The sequence below is a fragment of the Corynebacterium sp. TUM25015 genome (genome assembly GCF_056393505.1).
On record NZ_CM150783.1, the window covers coordinates 1,127,281 to 1,143,159 of the forward strand.

Sequence of the window (15,879 nt, forward strand, 5' to 3'; positions counted from 1 at the left end):
ATGTCTGAAATAAGACAGAGTTCCACAGAATCAAGCGGAACCCACGCACCAGAATCACACGGTGCGTCACCGGAAGAAGAGGCTCGCGCAAAACTAAAAGCCGGCCAGGTCGCTCTAAAAAAGCTACTGGCCCCAGTGCAAACAACCATCTACTTCGCACAGTTTCTCGCGCTTATATCCTCGATACTCGCCGTAGCACCCTACGTCGCGTTGGTGGCACTGGGAAATGCTCTAATCGACGGCAATACTGATGACGTCGCGTCCATTGTGAAATGGCTACTTGCTACTTTTTTGGGCCAGCTATTCTTCTATTTCCTTGCCCTTGCGATCACCCACTTCGCTGATGCAAAGCTGGTGGGGATTAACCGGCGCCGAATTATTACCGCTATTGCGAAAGCACCACTCTCGTGGTTTAGCCAGACTAATTCCGGCAAAGTTCGCAAAGCCGTCGAGGACGATACGTTAACTCTGCACACCCTGACAGCCCACGCTCCTGTAGAGAAGGTCGCCGCGATCTTTACGCCCCTCGCGCTTCTGGTTTATGCCTTTATCTTGGATTGGCGCCTTGGTCTTCTTTCTATTGCCACTGTGCCCATTTTCCTAGCAATCCAAGCGTATTCAATGAAAGATATGGGCACAAAAACTGCGGAAATGGATAATTATCTGGGTGAGGTCTCTGCGACTGCGGTGGAGTTCTCCGAAGGTATTTCCGTCATCAAGGCTTTCGGCACCGTTGGCAAAGCCCACGCTCGATATCGCGAAGCTGCCCAAAAATTCGCGGAATTCTATTACGAGTGGGTACGTCCTCTTCTGCGTGTTAGCGCAATCTCAGAATCTGTGGTGGCGGTTCCTGTCCTCATCCTTATCAATGTAGGAGTCGGTTCCCTGCTGATAGCTGGTGACTATGTAACGGTCGCTGAAGTCATCGCAACAACGTTAATTGCGCTGGTGCTCCCGGGCACGATTCAAACCGTCGGCCAAATGATGTGGTCTTACCAGCTCGCTGGCAATGCGGCGTTGCGCCTTGATGAAGTCATGACAATTTCCCACGTGAAAGAAGGCCAAAAGAGCCTCGATGCCAATAGTCAAGACATGGAGGTGGAGTTCCATAAGGTCAGCTTTAGCTACGCCCCAGACACACCAGTCCTCCAAGACTTTTCTGCGCAACTAAAAGCAGGCACTGTCACGGCATTGATTGGCCCCTCTGGGGCTGGCAAATCCACAGCAGCAACGATGCTGGCGCGTTTCCAGGATCCAGATTCGGGCACAATCACTATCAACCACGTGGATATCCGTGATCTCACTTTCGACAGTTTGTACCGCACTGTGGCTTTCGTCTTACAAGATCCTCACTTACTGCGTATGAGTATTCGGGAAAACATTCGCCTTGCACGCCCAGAAGCCCGCGATGAAGAGATCTGGCAAGCTGCAGAGGCTGCGCACATAGCTGCTGATATTCGCGCTTTACCGGCTGGGCTCGACACCGTTGTTGGTGAGGACATCTCTTTATCCGGTGGACAACAGCAACGCATTTCTATTGCCCGGGCAATTGTTACCAATGCCCCAATCTTGATCCTGGATGAAGCTACTGCGGCAACTGATCCTGACTGCGAAGCAGAAATTCAAGCAGCTCTAGCCACACTCGTCAGAGGCAAGACCGTCTTAGTCATCGCCCACAAGCCGGAGTCCATCCAAGGCGCAGACCAAATAATCTGCCTCAAGCCTATGAAGGATAATTCTCATGTCTAATGCCACTACGCCTGCTAGTTCGCGTCTTCGTGATCCGCTACTCACTCGCAGTGTCAAAAAGCTGCAAGGCCCTGTAGGCCATAAGCTCAATAAAAGGTATGCTTGTCTATCTCTTATCGTGGGCGTGCTTGACGGCCTCGCCGTTCTCACGCTCGTGCCACTTACAAAGGCACTCGATGGGGATACGACGATCGCACCATGGATGTGGACGCTTTTGGCAATTGCGCTCGTAGCTTTTGCGCTACGATTTTTCGCAACCATGGCCTCTTACCACACGGCCTTGGATTTCATCCGAACCGCGCACACGACTGTGGGCGATAAATTAGCAACGCTACCGCTCGGCTGGTTCGTACCGGCTAATACTGGCGGCCTATCTCGCCTCGTTTCAGATCGCTTTATGGTAGCGGCCGAGACCATTGCGCATATTCAAGGAACGGTATACCGCGATAGCGCGGCACTTGTCACCTTGTTAGTAGGAGCGTGTTTCTGGAACCCGAAGCTGGGCTTGGTCCTTCTTATCATCGCACCATTGGCGCTCGTGGTGATGCAGTTGGCTGCATGGATTCGTGAGAAAGCATCGAACCGCACACTGGGGCCGAGTAAAGAGCTCTCCCAGCGCATCGTAGAATTTGCTAACCGTCAACCAGCCCTGCGCGCGGCAGGACAATCACAAGTTTTTGCGCCACTAGAGCAAGCGCTAGAAATCGACCATAAAGCACGAATACGCGAGCTATGGGTATCCACATTAGCTTTGCTACTCAACGGCATAGTAGTGCAGATCTTCATCGTGGCTCTCATTATGGTCTCCGCGGATTTTGCCGTTGAAGGCGCCCTATCGCCACTAGAAACAATTGCGATCATCGGAATCAGCTTGAGGTTTACCCGCACGCTTGAGGAGCTGGGTTCTTCTTTCGTCGGTTTAGATGCCGGCCGTATCGCGCTCGCAGAAACTGAGCTCATCACCGATGCTCCTTCCCTGCCAGAACCCACTACTCCGCGCCCAGGCGATGGTTCGGGAAATGTAGAGCTGCGTAATGTCACGTTTGGATACGGCGATAAACCAGTATTGGTAGATGTCGCTTTCCATGCTCGATCAGGCACCGTTACCGCCATTGTCGGTCCTTCTGGCTCCGGAAAGACCACAATTGCGCGCCTTATTTCGCGATTCTGGGATGTAGATTCCGGGGCGGTGATGGTTGACGGCGTAGATATCCGCGAGCTTGGAACCGAACAGTTAATGTCCAGACTGTCCATGGTCTTTCAGGACGTCTACCTCTTCGACGACTCGTTAATCGCTAATATCCGCGTTGGTCGTCCCGACGCCTCCGATGAGGAAGTCTTCCGCGCAGCTGATCTTTCAGGCGTGACTTCTATTGCCAACCGCCTAGGGTGGCATACTCCAGTTGGTGAAGGCGGGCGGCTTCTATCCGGTGGTGAACGCCAGCGCGTATCTGTAGCTCGCGCGCTTCTCAAACAAGCGCCGATTGTACTCTTTGATGAGGCTACCTCCGCGCTCGATGCAGAAAATGAGGCAAACATTCTTGCTGCGATGGACGAGCTACGGGAGCAATCTACTTTCATTGTCATCGCCCATAAGCTGGATACAATCAAATCTGCTGATCAAATCGTAGTCTTGGATGAACACGGGCAAGTCAGCCAGCTGGGCACGCATTCTGAGCTTTCCGATGTCCCCGGTATCTACCGTCACTTCTGGCAGCAACGCAAAGCAGCACGCGGGTGGAAAATCAATTCGGGACGCGATTAACGCGGGCACCGAGATTGGCGTTGTTTGCGGGGGCACCCTTCTCCCCCCGCAGCACGGAGCACCCTAAGTGCACCGACAAAGCTCAGAGCGAAGAATACGGTAGCGGCTACGAGTGACCACTGCGCGGCGTTGGCTATGCCTACGCTTAAGGCCTACAGCACTGCCCCAGGCACACGGTCGTTTGCGTTGCGGAGGCTTGCCTGGAGTCATAGACGGGAATATCCCGCAGCATCGTGCCGGTCAGCTGCGCGGAGGCGAACCCCAGGCCCAAGCCGTACAGGTTCAGCGGCGCGGCGATGACCATAAGCAGGACGAGGATAAGGACGCCGACGGCTTCCAAGCCGAGCCCAATGAGCACGGTGCCAGGCGTCCCGTACCGTGCCGCGACGTCGGGGGTGGCAAAATCAGTCGGATTCTTCAAAGCGGATGGCACCCTTGATTCAGAGGCGATCGTCAAGAGCATCCGCGAAAGCGCGGCAAAACCCAAGAGCAGAAGCCGCGCGAAGCAGGCGCAGAATGAACTGATGCCCTGGACTAGCGTCGCGTCCAGGTGCAAAAGCGGTAGCGCAAGGGCTGCTCGGTATCGACTTCTTGGTCGACCGGGTGGCCCTTTTCCGATTCCTGCCAGTCCTGCGCCGACTCTTCAAATTCCTCTTCCGGAACCAGTGGTGCATACACCTGGAATCGTTCGGGTGCCTCCATATCAATCTCCGTGATGACGATGCGGTCAGCCACGGGCATGCACTGGGCGTACACCTGACCGCCACCCAGCACCCACACTGTAGGGGTGCGGTCGTCAGCGCCCTCGCCTTTGTCGGCGCTGTCCGTCAGCTCGTTCAGGATCTGCTCGGCGGCGTTGGCCAGTGCGCTGGGGATCGACGGTTCGACAATGCCACCGGGGGCGTCATAGTTATCCTGCCGGGTGATCACATAATTTGTGCGATCCGGCAGTGGACGGAAGCCATCGTCTAGTGCTTCCCAGGAGGTGCGCCCCATGACGACGGGATAGCCGCTTGTAGCGTTCTTGAAGTGCTTCAAGTCCTCTGGCAGATACCACGGCATGTCTGCGCCATCACCAATGACGCCATCGGTGGTTTGTGCCCAGATCATGCCAATCTCAACCTGGTCGCGGGAAATCCCCTTAGCCTCCAGCGCGTAGCTCACCGCTGCGGCGGTGAGATCCGGGTAATCTCCGGGCTCATAGCCAGTCGGACGGTGGGGCTTTTCGTTAGTCGTCATTTATACGGCCACCTTTGCCTTGATTACCGGGTGCGGGTCGTAACCGGTGAACTCGATATCGGAGAAGTCGTAGGAGAACATATCCGCCGCCTTGTTTAGCTGTAGCTGCGGATACGGGCGAGGATCGCGCGAAAGCTGCAGCTTTACCTGTTCCACGTGGTTGTCGTAGATGTGGCAATCGCCGCCGGTCCAGATGAACTCGCCAACCTCCAGACCCGCCTGCTGGGCAAACATGTGAGTTAACAGCGAGTAGCTCGCGATGTTGAAAGGTACGCCCAGGAACATGTCCGCGCTGCGCTGATACAGCTGGCAGCTCAACTTGCCGTCTGCCACATACAGCTGGAACAACAGGTGGCATGGTGGCAGAGCCATATTGTCCAGCTCGGAAACATTCCATGCGCTGACGATATTGCGGCGGGAGTCGGGGTTGGTCTGAAGCATGTTCAAAGCCCCCGAGATCTGATCGATGTGCTGGCCGTTCGGGGTGGGCCAGCTGCGCCACTGCACGCCATAAACCGGCCCTAAGTCACCGTTTTCGTCCGCCCATTCATTCCAAATGCGGATGCCGTTTTCCTGCAGCCAGCGCACATTGGAATCACCCCGGAGGAACCACAGCAGCTCGCCAACCACGGACTTAATGTGCACCGATTTGGTGGTGATCAGGGGGAAACCCGCAGAGAGGTCGTAGCGTAGCTGACGACCAAACAGGCTGGTGGTGCCGGTGCCCGTTCGGTCTCCCTTGGGAGTACCGGTCTCCAAAATCTGCCGGAGCAGATCTTCATACGGGGTGGGGATGGAGCCTGGCTGTTGCTGGGTATCCACTGACGCTCCGCCTGCCTTTCCTGCTCTAATTCAAAGTCCCACATAGTCTACGTCGGACAGTCAGAGGTGGCACGCACGGGGCGCGGAGCCTGTCAGGATTTGAGTGTCGACTTGCTGGTCGGGTTGGCGCAGTCGCTGGTAGTGGGATTATGGTCGCCCGCCTTGCGTGTTAAACCCCACAGAATCAGACCGATGGTCTGGTTGTTCTGTGGCAGGGCGGCGTGCCCCGGCGGAATCAGAAGGTTACAGGCCTTTCCGATCTCCACGTTGGCCACGTCAGCGCCGTCGACAGACTTCAGCTGGGAGGTGCTGTTCGGGGTGGCGGTGGTATCAGCCGAGGAATACAGGTTGGTGTACTGCACGCGCTTGTCAGTATCCGGCTTCTCGTTCAGCCGGTTGATTACCTCCGAGCCGATCAGCTGCTGCACGCCGGCCTTGCCCGCCACGGATTCCGCGAGTTCTGGGTTGCGCTCGATGATCGGGCGCAGCATCTTATCCATGCCATTTAACGTGGTGCCGTGATATGTCGGAGCCACGCCGACCACGCGGTCGACTTTTTCTCCGCCGCCGTTTTCCGCGATGTACTTCTTCAGGTGAAGTCCGCCCTGAGAGTGCCCAACCAAATCGACCTTCTCTGCACCCGTGACAGACAAGATGTAGTCGATGGTTGATGCGATCTCCTTGGCGGAATCGTCGATATCCTCCGTGGCATAAAGACCAAGCAGATTCGGCTTGCTATCCTGACGCTTTCCATAGTTGAAAGCCCAGGTGCAAAAGCCCTGCTCCGTAAGAGCATTGGCGGCCTTCTGCCAGCGCGTGGAGTTATCCGACGTGCCGTGGATGAAAACGACAGGATTCGGATGTTCCGGCGAAGGCACGCACAGGGCATTGTTCACAGGGGTAGTTGCCACATGCTTACCTACGAGCCCATCTGGCACGGCGGCGTCATCACTAGGGGAGGCCAAAGCGGCAGGAGCGAGCGCGGCAGAGAAAAGAGAGGAAGTCAGGGTGAGAGCCAGTGCGGCGACACTGGCACGGGCGGCACTGCGAATACGCCCAACTGCGAGATACTTAGTTGTCATAGAAGAAACGATAGCCTAATTTCCACCGTTGGCCACCGTTACAACCCACGTGCACAGGTGTGCAATCCCCCTGGTCGCGGGTCAATCCCCATTCCACTAGGCCAATGACGTGATCGTTTTCAGGTAGCGAAGCATGCCCCGGGGGTAGCAACAACCCGCAGACCTCGCCGACCTCCGCCTCGGCAACATCGGCTCCGTCGACCGACTCCAGCTGGGACGTCGAATTCGGCGTGGCCGTAAGATCTTTCGAGGTGTAGATGTTCGTATAAGTAACGTTTGGGTGGGTATCTGGCAGCTCGTTGAGCTTGCGGATCAACTCTGAACGGTTCAGTTGCTGCACCGCAGCCTTACCCGCCACCAGATCCGCAAACTCCGGGTTGCGATCCACCAGATTCTGCAGGATCGAGGACATACCCGTCATCGTGGTGCCGTGATAGGTCGCGGCAATGCCCACCGCACGATGCACCTTCTCGTGTCCGCCATGTTCTGCAATGTACTTCTTAATGTGCAGCCCGCCCTGGGAATGTCCCACTAGATCCACCTTGCTGGCGCCTGTCACGTCCAGGATGTAATCGATTGTTTCCGCGATCTCTACGGCGGATTCGTCGATATCGTTCACAGCAAACACCCCAGGTATAGCGGGACGGCCGACTTCCGGCTTGCCGTAGTTAAAGGCCCACACAGAGTAGCCACGGGCCGCAAAGTACGTCGTGGCCTTCTGCCACCGGAAGGAATTATCCGTCGTGCCGTGGATAAAAACCAGGGGATAGGGGTGCTCTTCCGAAAGCTCCTTCTGCGGGTTATTGGCCGGAGCACCCAGCACGAAGCGCCCCTGCAAGGTGGCTGGCACATCGGCATCCAGCTGGAGTTTTTTGCGGGAGGCCGGGCGGGGCGTCAAGAAGGAAAAAGGAAGCATACCGCCCTAGCTTAAGGGCTAAGGGGGCTAAACATCTAGAGAGAATAAGCTCCGTGCTTCTCGTGGAACTTCGCGGCGGAGGCCAGAATTTCGTCGGCTCGGTCGGGGCGGGAGATGACCAGATCCGGCAGGTAAGGAGACTCGCAGTTATAACGCAGCGGGGTGCCATCCAAGCGGGAGGTGTGCAGACCAGCGGCCTGTGCAATGCCCACAGGAGCGGCGTTATCCCACTCGTATTGGCCGCCGGCGTGCACATAAGCGTCGTTATCTCCCAGGATCACGGAGACGGCTTTAGCGCCGCAGGAACCCATGGTGACCAGCTCCATGCCCAAGTCTTCGGCGATGAACTCTGCAATGGCGGGAGTGGTGTTTTGGCTGATGACTAGACGGTTAGTGCGCTGTCCCTGAACGGCACGGACCTCGGCGCTGCTGAACACGCGCCCCAGATCCGGCATGCCCACGGCGGATTCGACGATCTCGCCGTTTTCTGCCAAGGCGATGTGCACGGCCCAGTCCTGGCGGCCGCCTGCGTACTCGCGGGTGCCATCAAGCGGATCGATAATCCACACCCGGGAGTTGTCCAGGCGCGCGAGGTCATCTTCGGCCTCTTCCGACAACATCGCATCATTCGGACGGTGCTGGATGAGGGACCGGGCAATCCAGTCCTGTGCTAGTGCGTCGCCCGCTTTCCCGAGTTCGGTGCCGCGGAGCAGACCTACGTTTCTTACGCCTTTGAGGATTTCCCCGGTGCCCTGCGCGAGTCTCTGGGCCAGCGTCGCATCATTGAGTTCAGCCGTCATAGTTCTTACTTTAGCGGTCTGTTTAAATGGTCACATGGCTGTTGACCCGCTGGATTCCTTTTATGCCCCCGTTGCAGCGTGGTTCCGGGATGTATTCGCCGAGCCGACGGTCGTGCAAACCCAAGCATGGAAGGCTATCTCTGCAGGTCAGAATGCACTGGTTGTAGCGCCGACCGGTTCTGGCAAGACTCTAGCGGCTTTTCTCTGGTCACTGTCAAAGCTTTCTGGGGGATCTTTTTTTAATGACGCCCCCACGCCTGAAAAGTCCAGTCCCACCAAGGTGCTGTACATTTCCCCGCTGAAAGCACTGGGCGTAGACGTCAGCCGAAACCTGGCTGCCCCGCTGGCCGGCATTGCGCGCGTGGCAGACGCGATGGGGGAAACCGTAGCGCCCGTACGGGTGGGAGTGCGCAGCGGAGATACCCCGCAGTCGGAACGCTCTAAGCTGCTGCGCAATCCACCGGAGATTTTGGTGACCACCCCCGAATCTCTGTACCTCATGCTGACAAGCAAGGCCGCGGCCACGCTGGCGAATGTGGACACCGTCATCGTCGACGAGGTGCATGCCGTGGCGGGAACGAAGCGCGGCACACATCTGGCTCTGTCATTGGAACGTTTAGAGATGTTGACGGGTCAGGCAGTTCAGCGCATCGGACTATCGGCGACGGTGAATCCCGTGGATAAGGCTGCTAGTTTCCTCGGCGGTGATCGACCGGTAACGGTGGTGAACCCAGAGCAGCCGAAATCGTGGGATGTGCAGGTAACCAGCGTGGTGGAGGATTTTCAAGATCCTCCGGCAGCGGAGGACATCGCGTTGGCGAAGTATGAGGTGGCGGACGAGGGGGCGTCAACAGAAGAGCCAGAAGAGGAACCAATAGGCCCCATAGATGAGGCACTGCTTGGCCCCAGCCTCATTGGCGAGGGCGTGGGTGGCAGCACACAGAATGGCTCGGGCGCACGGGTGGCCAGTGGCGTGGACAAAGAATCCGCGCTACCGCAGCAAAAGAGCGTATGGCCGCATGTGCAAAAGGCGATCTACCAGCAGGTGATGGAAAACCGCTCCACCCTCGTGTTCGTGAACTCCCGGCGCGCAGCAGAGCGGCTCACCGGGGCTCTCAACGAGGAGTGGGCGAAAGAACATGATCCCGATGCACTGGCGGCTTTAACACGGCGCGACCCAGCACAGTTGATGGCACAGTCCGGCGCAGTGCGAGGGATCAGCGGTGAAGGCGTGGCACGGGCACACCACGGTTCCGTGTCGAAGGAGGAACGCGCGGACATTGAGGCAGCGTTGAAGTCCGGTGAACTGCGCTGCGTGGTGGCGACGAGTTCCTTGGAACTCGGCATCGATATGGGATTGGTGGACCACGTGGTACAGGTTGGGGCGCCACCGTCAGTGGCTGCGGCAGTGCAGCGCTGTGGTCGCGCCGGGCACAACGTGGGAGCGACCAGCCACGCGACGATCTACCCATTGCACAAGCAGGACGCTGAGGCTGCGGTGGTGGTCGTCGACCGGCTACTCAAGGGAGAATTGGAGCCACTGCACGTGGTGCATAATGCGCTAGATGTGCTGGCGCAGCAGACCGTGGCTGCAAGTGTGCAGGCGAGTGCCGGAAAAGACGCGCTCGACGTGGAGGAGTGGTGGCGGGTGGTACGCCGCGCTCATCCCTATTCCACGCTGCCGCGGGAGGCCTTCGATGGGGTTGTCGAGATGCTCAGTGGGCGTTATCCCTCTACTGACTTCGCTGACCTAAAAGCCCGCGTGGTGTACGCCCCTGTGGCCGGCACCCTGGAAGCCCGTCCCGGCTCACAGCGCCTTGCGGTAACCAGCGGCGGCACCATCCCGGATCGCGGCATGTTCGGGGTTTTCCTGGCTGCCGGGGAGAACGACGGCGCGCGCCGGGTGGGCGAGCTGGACGAGGAAATGGTCTACGAATCTCGTGTGGGCGATGTGTTCACCCTGGGGGCGAGCAGTTGGCGGATTTTGGAAATTAACCGCAACCAGGTGATCGTTGCCCCCGCCGCCGGGCACACTGGTCGACTGCCATTTTGGGTGGGTGATGCCGCAGGCCGCCCGGTGGAGCTGGGCATGGCCATCGGTGAGAACCGCCGTACCTGGGGTTCTGACACTTTAGGGGATATACGTTCTGCCGATTTTGTGGACGCCCACACTCGCGCCAACCTCGATGCCTACTACCAGGAACAGAAGGAAACCGCTGGAATCATCCCGGATGAACGCACCGTGCTGATCGAGCGCTTCCGCGATGACATTGGTGATTGGCGCGTGGTGGTGCACACGCCGTTTGGTCGGGGAGTGAATGCACCTTGGGCGCTGGCGTTGGGTGCAGAGCTGAACCGCCGCACAGGTATCGACGCAATGGCAGTGGCAGGAGATGACGGCATGGTGCTGCGCCTGCCGTATTCCGAGGAACCTCCGGGAATGGAGCTTTTGCTCGGCGAACACGGCTTTGACGGTTCCGAGCGGGCAGAGGCCACGCTATCGGATGTGATGGAAGAAGTGGGATCCTCCGCCCTGTTTGCCGCGCGTTTTCGCGAGTGCGCAGCTAGGGCTTTGCTGCTGCCGCGCCGAAACCCGGGCAAGCGCCAACCGTTGTGGCAGCAGCGCCAGCGTGCCGCCCAATTGTTGGATGTTGCCCGCGAGCATCCGGAGTTCCCCGTGATGGTGGAGACCATGCGGGAGTGTGTACACGACGTGTACAACCTGGATTTTTTGAAGACCTTGGTGGCGGGGCTAGGGCAGCGTGGTGTGCGTTTGGCGGAGGTCACAACCGAGGGGCCAAGTGCCTTTGCGGAGTCGCTGTTGTTCACCTACACCAGCGCCTTTATTTATGAGGGCGATTCTGCAGAACGGGCCGCAGCCCTGGCCGTGGATCCCGCGTTGCTTGCCAAAGTACTGGGCACCCGTGAGGAGGGCATGGCCCTAGACCCGGCTGCGGTACGGCGCGTGGTGGACGCCGCGCAGTGGCTGGCGGAGGGGCGCAAGGCTGGCAGCGTGGAACAGGCTGTGGATATGCTGCGTGCGCTCGGCCCGCTGAGCACCGAGGGCGTGTGTGAGCGCCTTGAGCCGTGGGCGGGGACAGTGGAGGATAGCCTCAATCAACTGCGCGAATTGATTCCGACTCGCTTGATGGAGGTCAACTTCGGCGGTCAGGCCAAATTGGCTGCTGTCGAGGACATGGCGCTGCTGCGCGATGGGCTGGGAGTGCCAGTTCCACCGGGAGTTGCCATCGCCGCTGAGCAGGTTGATCAGGTGGATAATGCCATTGACCAATTATTGCTGCGGTGGATGAAGAACCGCGGACCTACTACTGCCGCAGAGGCTGCGGCGGAGTTTGGCCTGGGACGCGCAACGGCCGATGCACTGCTTACGAAATGGACGCAAAATACTAAGGGAGCACAGCAGCGTCGCTTGAGCTCGGGGCGCTTTGTGTTTCTCGAGGACGCCACCGGTTCCGTCTCGCCAAGTGGCGCAAAGGCAGATGCCCAGTCCGAGATGCAATACGTGGACACGGGGATGCTGCGCCGTCTGCGTTCAGCGACTTTGGCCGCTGCCCGCGGAGCGTTGGAACCCGTAACTCAGCAGACCTATGCCCAGTTCCTGGCTGACTGGCATGGGTTGGGGCACATGCAGCGCGAGGAGCTCCTCAGCGTGCTCGAACAACTTGCCGGGGTGCCAATTCCCGCCAGTGCATGGGAAACGCTGGTGCTTCCAGCTCGCATTCCGGACTATCAGCCGGGGGATTTAGATGAGCTGCTCAGCACCGGGGAGGTTCTCACTACTGGTGCCGGACAGGCCGGAGCCAAGGATGCCTGGGTGAGTTTTATGCCCACTGGCATGGCCGAGTACCTGCTGGGAGGTGATGCAGGGCTGGAACGCGGCGTCGAAAAGAAGGAAGGGACATCCCTCGGCATGGTGGCCACGCAGATCCTCGAGCATCTGCAACGAGGTGGTGCGTTTCTGGCAGCTGAGTTGCAGTCGGCGACGGGAGCGGGACATGCGGAAGTGGACGCGGCGCTGTGGGAACTCTTCGATGCTGGGCTGGTTACTCCCGATAGTTTCGCGGCTCTGAGAGCACGGTTGGTGGAAGCAGGGACCACCGGTAAACAAGCTCATCGCGCACCGCGGAGAAACCAGGGGCGTGGCTCGGTGCGACGGGTACGGATGGGGCGCAGTGGTTTTGCGCGAGCAGCCCGACAGGCATTGAATGCGCACTCGTCCGTGCCAGGGCGTTGGTCGGCGGTATCGGGCGTTAGTCCAGTGAGTGCTATAGGTACTGCGGGTGCCGGTGGCGTAGAAAGGCCGGACGCTGCTGAAAAGGCTCTCGTGCTGTCCGAGGCTTGGATCGACCGCTATGCGGTGGTGACCCGCGGAGCCGTCGTTGCTGAAAAGGCCGCCGGTGGTTTTGCCGAGGCTTATCGAACTTTGAGCGCTTGGGAGGATTCCGGTGAAGTCCTTCGCGGCTATATCGTCGAAGGCCTGGGCGGTGCGCAGTTTGCCCCGCGCGATGTGATCTCCCAATTGCGGCGCGCGCAGGATGGGCGTGGTGGAGAGGCAATGAACAATTCGGAAGCCTCCGTTCCGCTGCTGCTGTCAGTTCTGGATCCGGCGAACCCCTACGGTTCCACGCTGCCGTGGCCGCGTTCAAGCACTGTACAGCCAGGTAGTTCGAGCGCCGAGTTGATGGCTCCCACGCGTTCTGCTGGCGCCATGATTATCGTTGCGGCAGGTCGCGCCGAGGCGTATGTCTCTCGCGGAGGTAAAAACGTGGTGTTTTTTGCTCGGCCCGATTTTAATGACGCCACATCGGAGTCGCCGGCAATTCCCGCAGCGCAAATAGATCTGGTGGTTCGAGTCCTACGGGAAGCCGTCCGTGCTGGACGATTGAGTCCTGTGACCGTGGAGAAGGTCAATGGTTCCTCGGTGATGGACATTAATACGACGGATTGGGTAGCCGCTGGGGCGCGACTTACTCCGAAAGGATTGAGTATCCGTGCCTGAGGGTGATTCCGTTCTACAACTTTCCAACCGACTCCAATGGATGACCGGGCGGACGGTGCGGTACACGGATATTCGTGTACCGCGGTTTGCGACCGAGACTTTTGATGGGGATGAAGTGCACCGGGTCTGGCCCTATGGCAAACATCTATTCATGCACATTGGGGAGCGGGTGATCCACACCCACCTGAAGATGGAGGGGGTATGGGCGATTCACCGGGCGGGTGAACGCTGGCGTCGGCCTGGCTACAGTGCCCGCATTGTATTGCGCTTCAGCCCGCAGCATCCGGGAGGGGCAGAGATTGAGATCGTAGGGCACGATCTGGGATTTGTGCGGGTCTTTCCCTTTGCCGACTTCCCGCAGGTGGTGGAGCATTTGGGGCCGGACATTCTGGCGGATGAGTGGGAGACGGTGGGAAGGCATGAGGCAATCGAGCGGATTATGGCACGGCCCACGCGCTCCCTGGGGGCTGCTTTGCTGGATCAGAAGAATGTTGCAGGAATTGGCAACGAGTATCGCGCTGAGGTGATGTTCCTCGTGGGAATGCACCCGGAAGTGGAAGTTGGGAGAGTGGGAGAAGAAGGCGTCGCCAAGGCTATAGATATGGCGCGACGATTGATGTGGGACAACCGTCTTGAACCGCACCGGGTTTTTACTGGAGATCGCCGGCCAGGGTACAGCACGTGGGTGTTTGGGCGTGCAGGGAAAGCGTGCCGGAGGTGTGGGGCGGCAATTTTGCAGGGGACGTTGGGCGGGCGCTGGGCTGAAGGAGATCCGGAACTGGATGCAGGCGAGCTGGAGCGCATCATTTGGTGGTGCCCAAACTGTCAAGGGCACTGAGGATTGAAGCTCCAGCAGGGGTAGTGAAGCGAGATACAATAACCCCATATTGGGGTAAAATGTAGCGCGTCCATTAAAGAAATGCCTGGTGAGAAGAGTTTACCTAAAGTTCACTAAAGTGGGGGTTATGGGGTGAATCGCAGGTTGATGGTTGAAATGTTTTGCTCGAAAAAGGGGTGAGGGTTCTTATATTTTGAGAAATGTTCGGCGGGAACAGGGTGGGGCTACAGTTTGATCGAGTTTTATATGGTCGCGGCCTGAGGCTAATTGAAATCGAGTTCGAATTGGGTACATCAACAGTGAATGTCGTTTCGGGCGCGCCTGAGAGGCGTTTTAAGGGTTGGCTAAGTTTTCTACGGTTAACTAGAGGTTAACGCAAGATGACATTGGGATTGAATGTGGTGCACTGCGGTGCAAAATTGTCGAACAATGAGAAGCTTCGAGGGTCTAAAGTTGGATCTCGTCACTCAGAGCCTGAGCGGTGTGCGGTCCTCACGAATACCGAGCATCACCCAGGCGAGGGCACCCCTTAACCTGATTCGAACAAAGCCACCTGGGCGAAGACTCGCAAGACCCTTTGAAGTAGAGCGACGTGCACTATCGCAGCATCACCAATGCACTCGCTAACGCGGACCGGCTGTAGTCGGACCGCATTTTTCGACCAGTGGGCGTGCAAGAGGAGCACAAAACATGAAGAACCTGTGGAAGAACGGCGCAAGTGCTGCCGCTGCTGCTGTCATCGTTGCAGCTGCAGTCGCATCCCCGGCATCTGCCATCACCAAGGAAGAGCACTACCCGGAAACCCCGAAGCTGAACCCCACCCTGCCGATCGTCAACACCACCCACGGCAGCGACCACATCAAGGCCAACATCCTGAACCCGCACCCGGTCTGCAACTCCGGTGAGGATTACCGCACCGTCGTCTACAAGGTTGACGACAAGTTCACCCCGGCTGGCACCATCTCTGCTACCAACCAGTCCAAGAACACCATCCCGCTGACCCAGGAACTGTCCAAGACCCAGACCATCACCATCAGCATCAAGGGCGACCGCACCGAGACGGTCAGCGCAAACCTGGGCGGCGAGGCATCTGCCAAGAGCGGCAAGGGCAGCGTCGGAATTGCCTACGAGCTGGCTAAGAGCATCGGCGCTGAGGCTTCCTACTCCCTGAGCTGGAATGTTGGCCAGAAGATCGGCCCGTACGACGTTCCGGCCGGCCACACCGGCGAGGCTACCTACGGCTTCCGCACCATCAACATGACCGGTACCCAGCAGTTCTGCAAGGCGAACGGCACCTGGTCCACCCCGACCCCGTGGTCCGCTCTGACCCCGGTGAAGAACCAGGTCAACATGAAGCTGTACGGCAACCCGGCTGATTCCGCAGTTCCGGCTAAGCCGGAGGATGCGGAGAAGCCTTCCGAGAAGCCAGCTGACGACGCCAACAAGCCAGCTGAAGAGGCTAACAAGCCGGCCGAGAAGCCAGCTGACGACGCCAACAAGCCAGCCGATGACGCTGCCGCAAACAAGCCGGCCGACTCCGAGGCTGCTGACAAGCCTGCTGACGACGCAGCCGCAGAGGCTTAAAACCCCCTTCGCTAAAACTCCCGTGGCGTCGGAGCGCTTGAATACCTTCATCTCGCATCAACTC

The 15,879-nt window shown here is 58.5% G+C and carries 11 protein-coding genes; 5 read left to right on the forward strand and 6 right to left on the reverse strand.

Features of this window, described 5'->3' with window-relative positions:
- On the forward strand, window positions 1-1,749 hold the full coding sequence (locus AC06DS_RS05100; protein WP_477101183.1) for an ABC transporter ATP-binding protein: 1,749 nt from the start codon (window positions 1-3) through the stop codon (window positions 1,747-1,749).
- On the forward strand, window positions 1,742-3,514 hold the full coding sequence (locus AC06DS_RS05105; protein ID WP_034993051.1) for an ABC transporter ATP-binding protein: 1,773 nt from the start codon (window positions 1,742-1,744) through the stop codon (window positions 3,512-3,514). The genes AC06DS_RS05100 and AC06DS_RS05105 overlap by 8 nt, the downstream gene beginning before the upstream one ends.
- Window positions 3,515-3,659: 145 nt before the next feature.
- Here AC06DS_RS05105 and AC06DS_RS05110 read toward each other — a convergent pair whose 3' ends face one another.
- The 6 genes from AC06DS_RS05110 to AC06DS_RS05135 all read right to left on the reverse strand — a co-directional run bounded on the left by AC06DS_RS05110 (window position 3,660) and on the right by AC06DS_RS05135 (window position 8,373).
- On the reverse strand, window positions 3,660-3,935 hold the full coding sequence (locus AC06DS_RS05110) for a hypothetical protein (RefSeq protein ID WP_477100097.1): 276 nt from the start codon (window positions 3,933-3,935) through the stop codon (window positions 3,660-3,662).
- Between the two features lie 113 nt (window positions 3,936-4,048).
- Entirely contained in the window at window positions 4,049-4,753 is a 705-nt protein-coding gene (locus AC06DS_RS05115; RefSeq protein WP_034981157.1) for a dihydrofolate reductase, read from the reverse strand.
- Entirely contained in the window at window positions 4,754-5,575 is an 822-nt protein-coding gene (locus AC06DS_RS05120; protein WP_477100098.1) for a thymidylate synthase, read from the reverse strand.
- 92 nt (window positions 5,576-5,667) lie between these two features.
- Window positions 5,668-6,657: a lipase family alpha/beta hydrolase gene (locus AC06DS_RS05125; RefSeq protein WP_237744320.1), complete on the reverse strand. Its 990-nt coding sequence runs from the start codon at window positions 6,655-6,657 to the stop codon at window positions 5,668-5,670.
- Window positions 6,647-7,573, reverse strand: a complete 927-nt coding sequence (locus AC06DS_RS05130; RefSeq protein WP_034993064.1) for an alpha/beta fold hydrolase — start codon at window positions 7,571-7,573, stop codon at window positions 6,647-6,649. The genes AC06DS_RS05125 and AC06DS_RS05130 overlap by 11 nt, the downstream gene beginning before the upstream one ends.
- A 35-nt stretch (window positions 7,574-7,608) precedes the next feature.
- Entirely contained in the window at window positions 7,609-8,373 is a 765-nt protein-coding gene (locus AC06DS_RS05135; protein ID WP_034993066.1) for a 3'(2'),5'-bisphosphate nucleotidase CysQ, read from the reverse strand.
- Window positions 8,374-8,407: 34 nt separating this feature from the next.
- Here AC06DS_RS05135 and AC06DS_RS05140 point away from each other — a divergent pair, with 34 nt between their 5' ends.
- From AC06DS_RS05140 to AC06DS_RS05150, 3 genes are all read left to right on the forward strand, one after another.
- Window positions 8,408-13,393, forward strand: a complete 4,986-nt coding sequence (locus AC06DS_RS05140) for a DEAD/DEAH box helicase (RefSeq protein ID WP_477100099.1) — start codon at window positions 8,408-8,410, stop codon at window positions 13,391-13,393.
- Window positions 13,386-14,231: a DNA-formamidopyrimidine glycosylase family protein gene (locus tag AC06DS_RS05145; RefSeq protein WP_477100100.1), complete on the forward strand. Its 846-nt coding sequence runs from the start codon at window positions 13,386-13,388 to the stop codon at window positions 14,229-14,231. Before AC06DS_RS05140 ends, AC06DS_RS05145 begins: the two co-directional genes overlap by 8 nt.
- A 690-nt stretch (window positions 14,232-14,921) precedes the next feature.
- Complete coding sequence (locus tag AC06DS_RS05150; protein WP_293791931.1) at window positions 14,922-15,815, forward strand: hypothetical protein; 894 nt, start codon at window positions 14,922-14,924, stop codon at window positions 15,813-15,815.
- Window positions 15,816-15,879: the final 64 nt, after the last annotated feature.

What these genes read in the sequence shown, in the direction of transcription:
- AC06DS_RS05135 (WP_034993066.1), bottom strand. Translation starts at nt 8,373, where the DNA reads ATGACGGCTGAACTCAATGATGCGACGCTGGCCCAGAGACTCGCGCAG.
- AC06DS_RS05125 (WP_237744320.1), bottom strand. Translation starts at nt 6,657, where the DNA reads ATGACAACTAAGTATCTCGCAGTTGGGCGTATTCGCAGTGCCGCCCGT.
- AC06DS_RS05115 (WP_034981157.1), bottom strand. Translation starts at nt 4,753, where the DNA reads ATGACGACTAACGAAAAGCCCCACCGTCCGACTGGCTATGAGCCCGGA.
- AC06DS_RS05100 (WP_477101183.1), top strand. Translation starts at nt 1, where the DNA reads ATGTCTGAAATAAGACAGAGTTCCACAGAATCAAGCGGAACCCACGCA.
- AC06DS_RS05150 (WP_293791931.1), top strand. Translation starts at nt 14,922, where the DNA reads ATGAAGAACCTGTGGAAGAACGGCGCAAGTGCTGCCGCTGCTGCTGTC.
- AC06DS_RS05140 (WP_477100099.1), top strand. Translation starts at nt 8,408, where the DNA reads ATGGCTGTTGACCCGCTGGATTCCTTTTATGCCCCCGTTGCAGCGTGG.
- AC06DS_RS05130 (WP_034993064.1), bottom strand. Translation starts at nt 7,573, where the DNA reads ATGCTTCCTTTTTCCTTCTTGACGCCCCGCCCGGCCTCCCGCAAAAAA.
- AC06DS_RS05105 (WP_034993051.1), top strand. Translation starts at nt 1,742, where the DNA reads ATGTCTAATGCCACTACGCCTGCTAGTTCGCGTCTTCGTGATCCGCTA.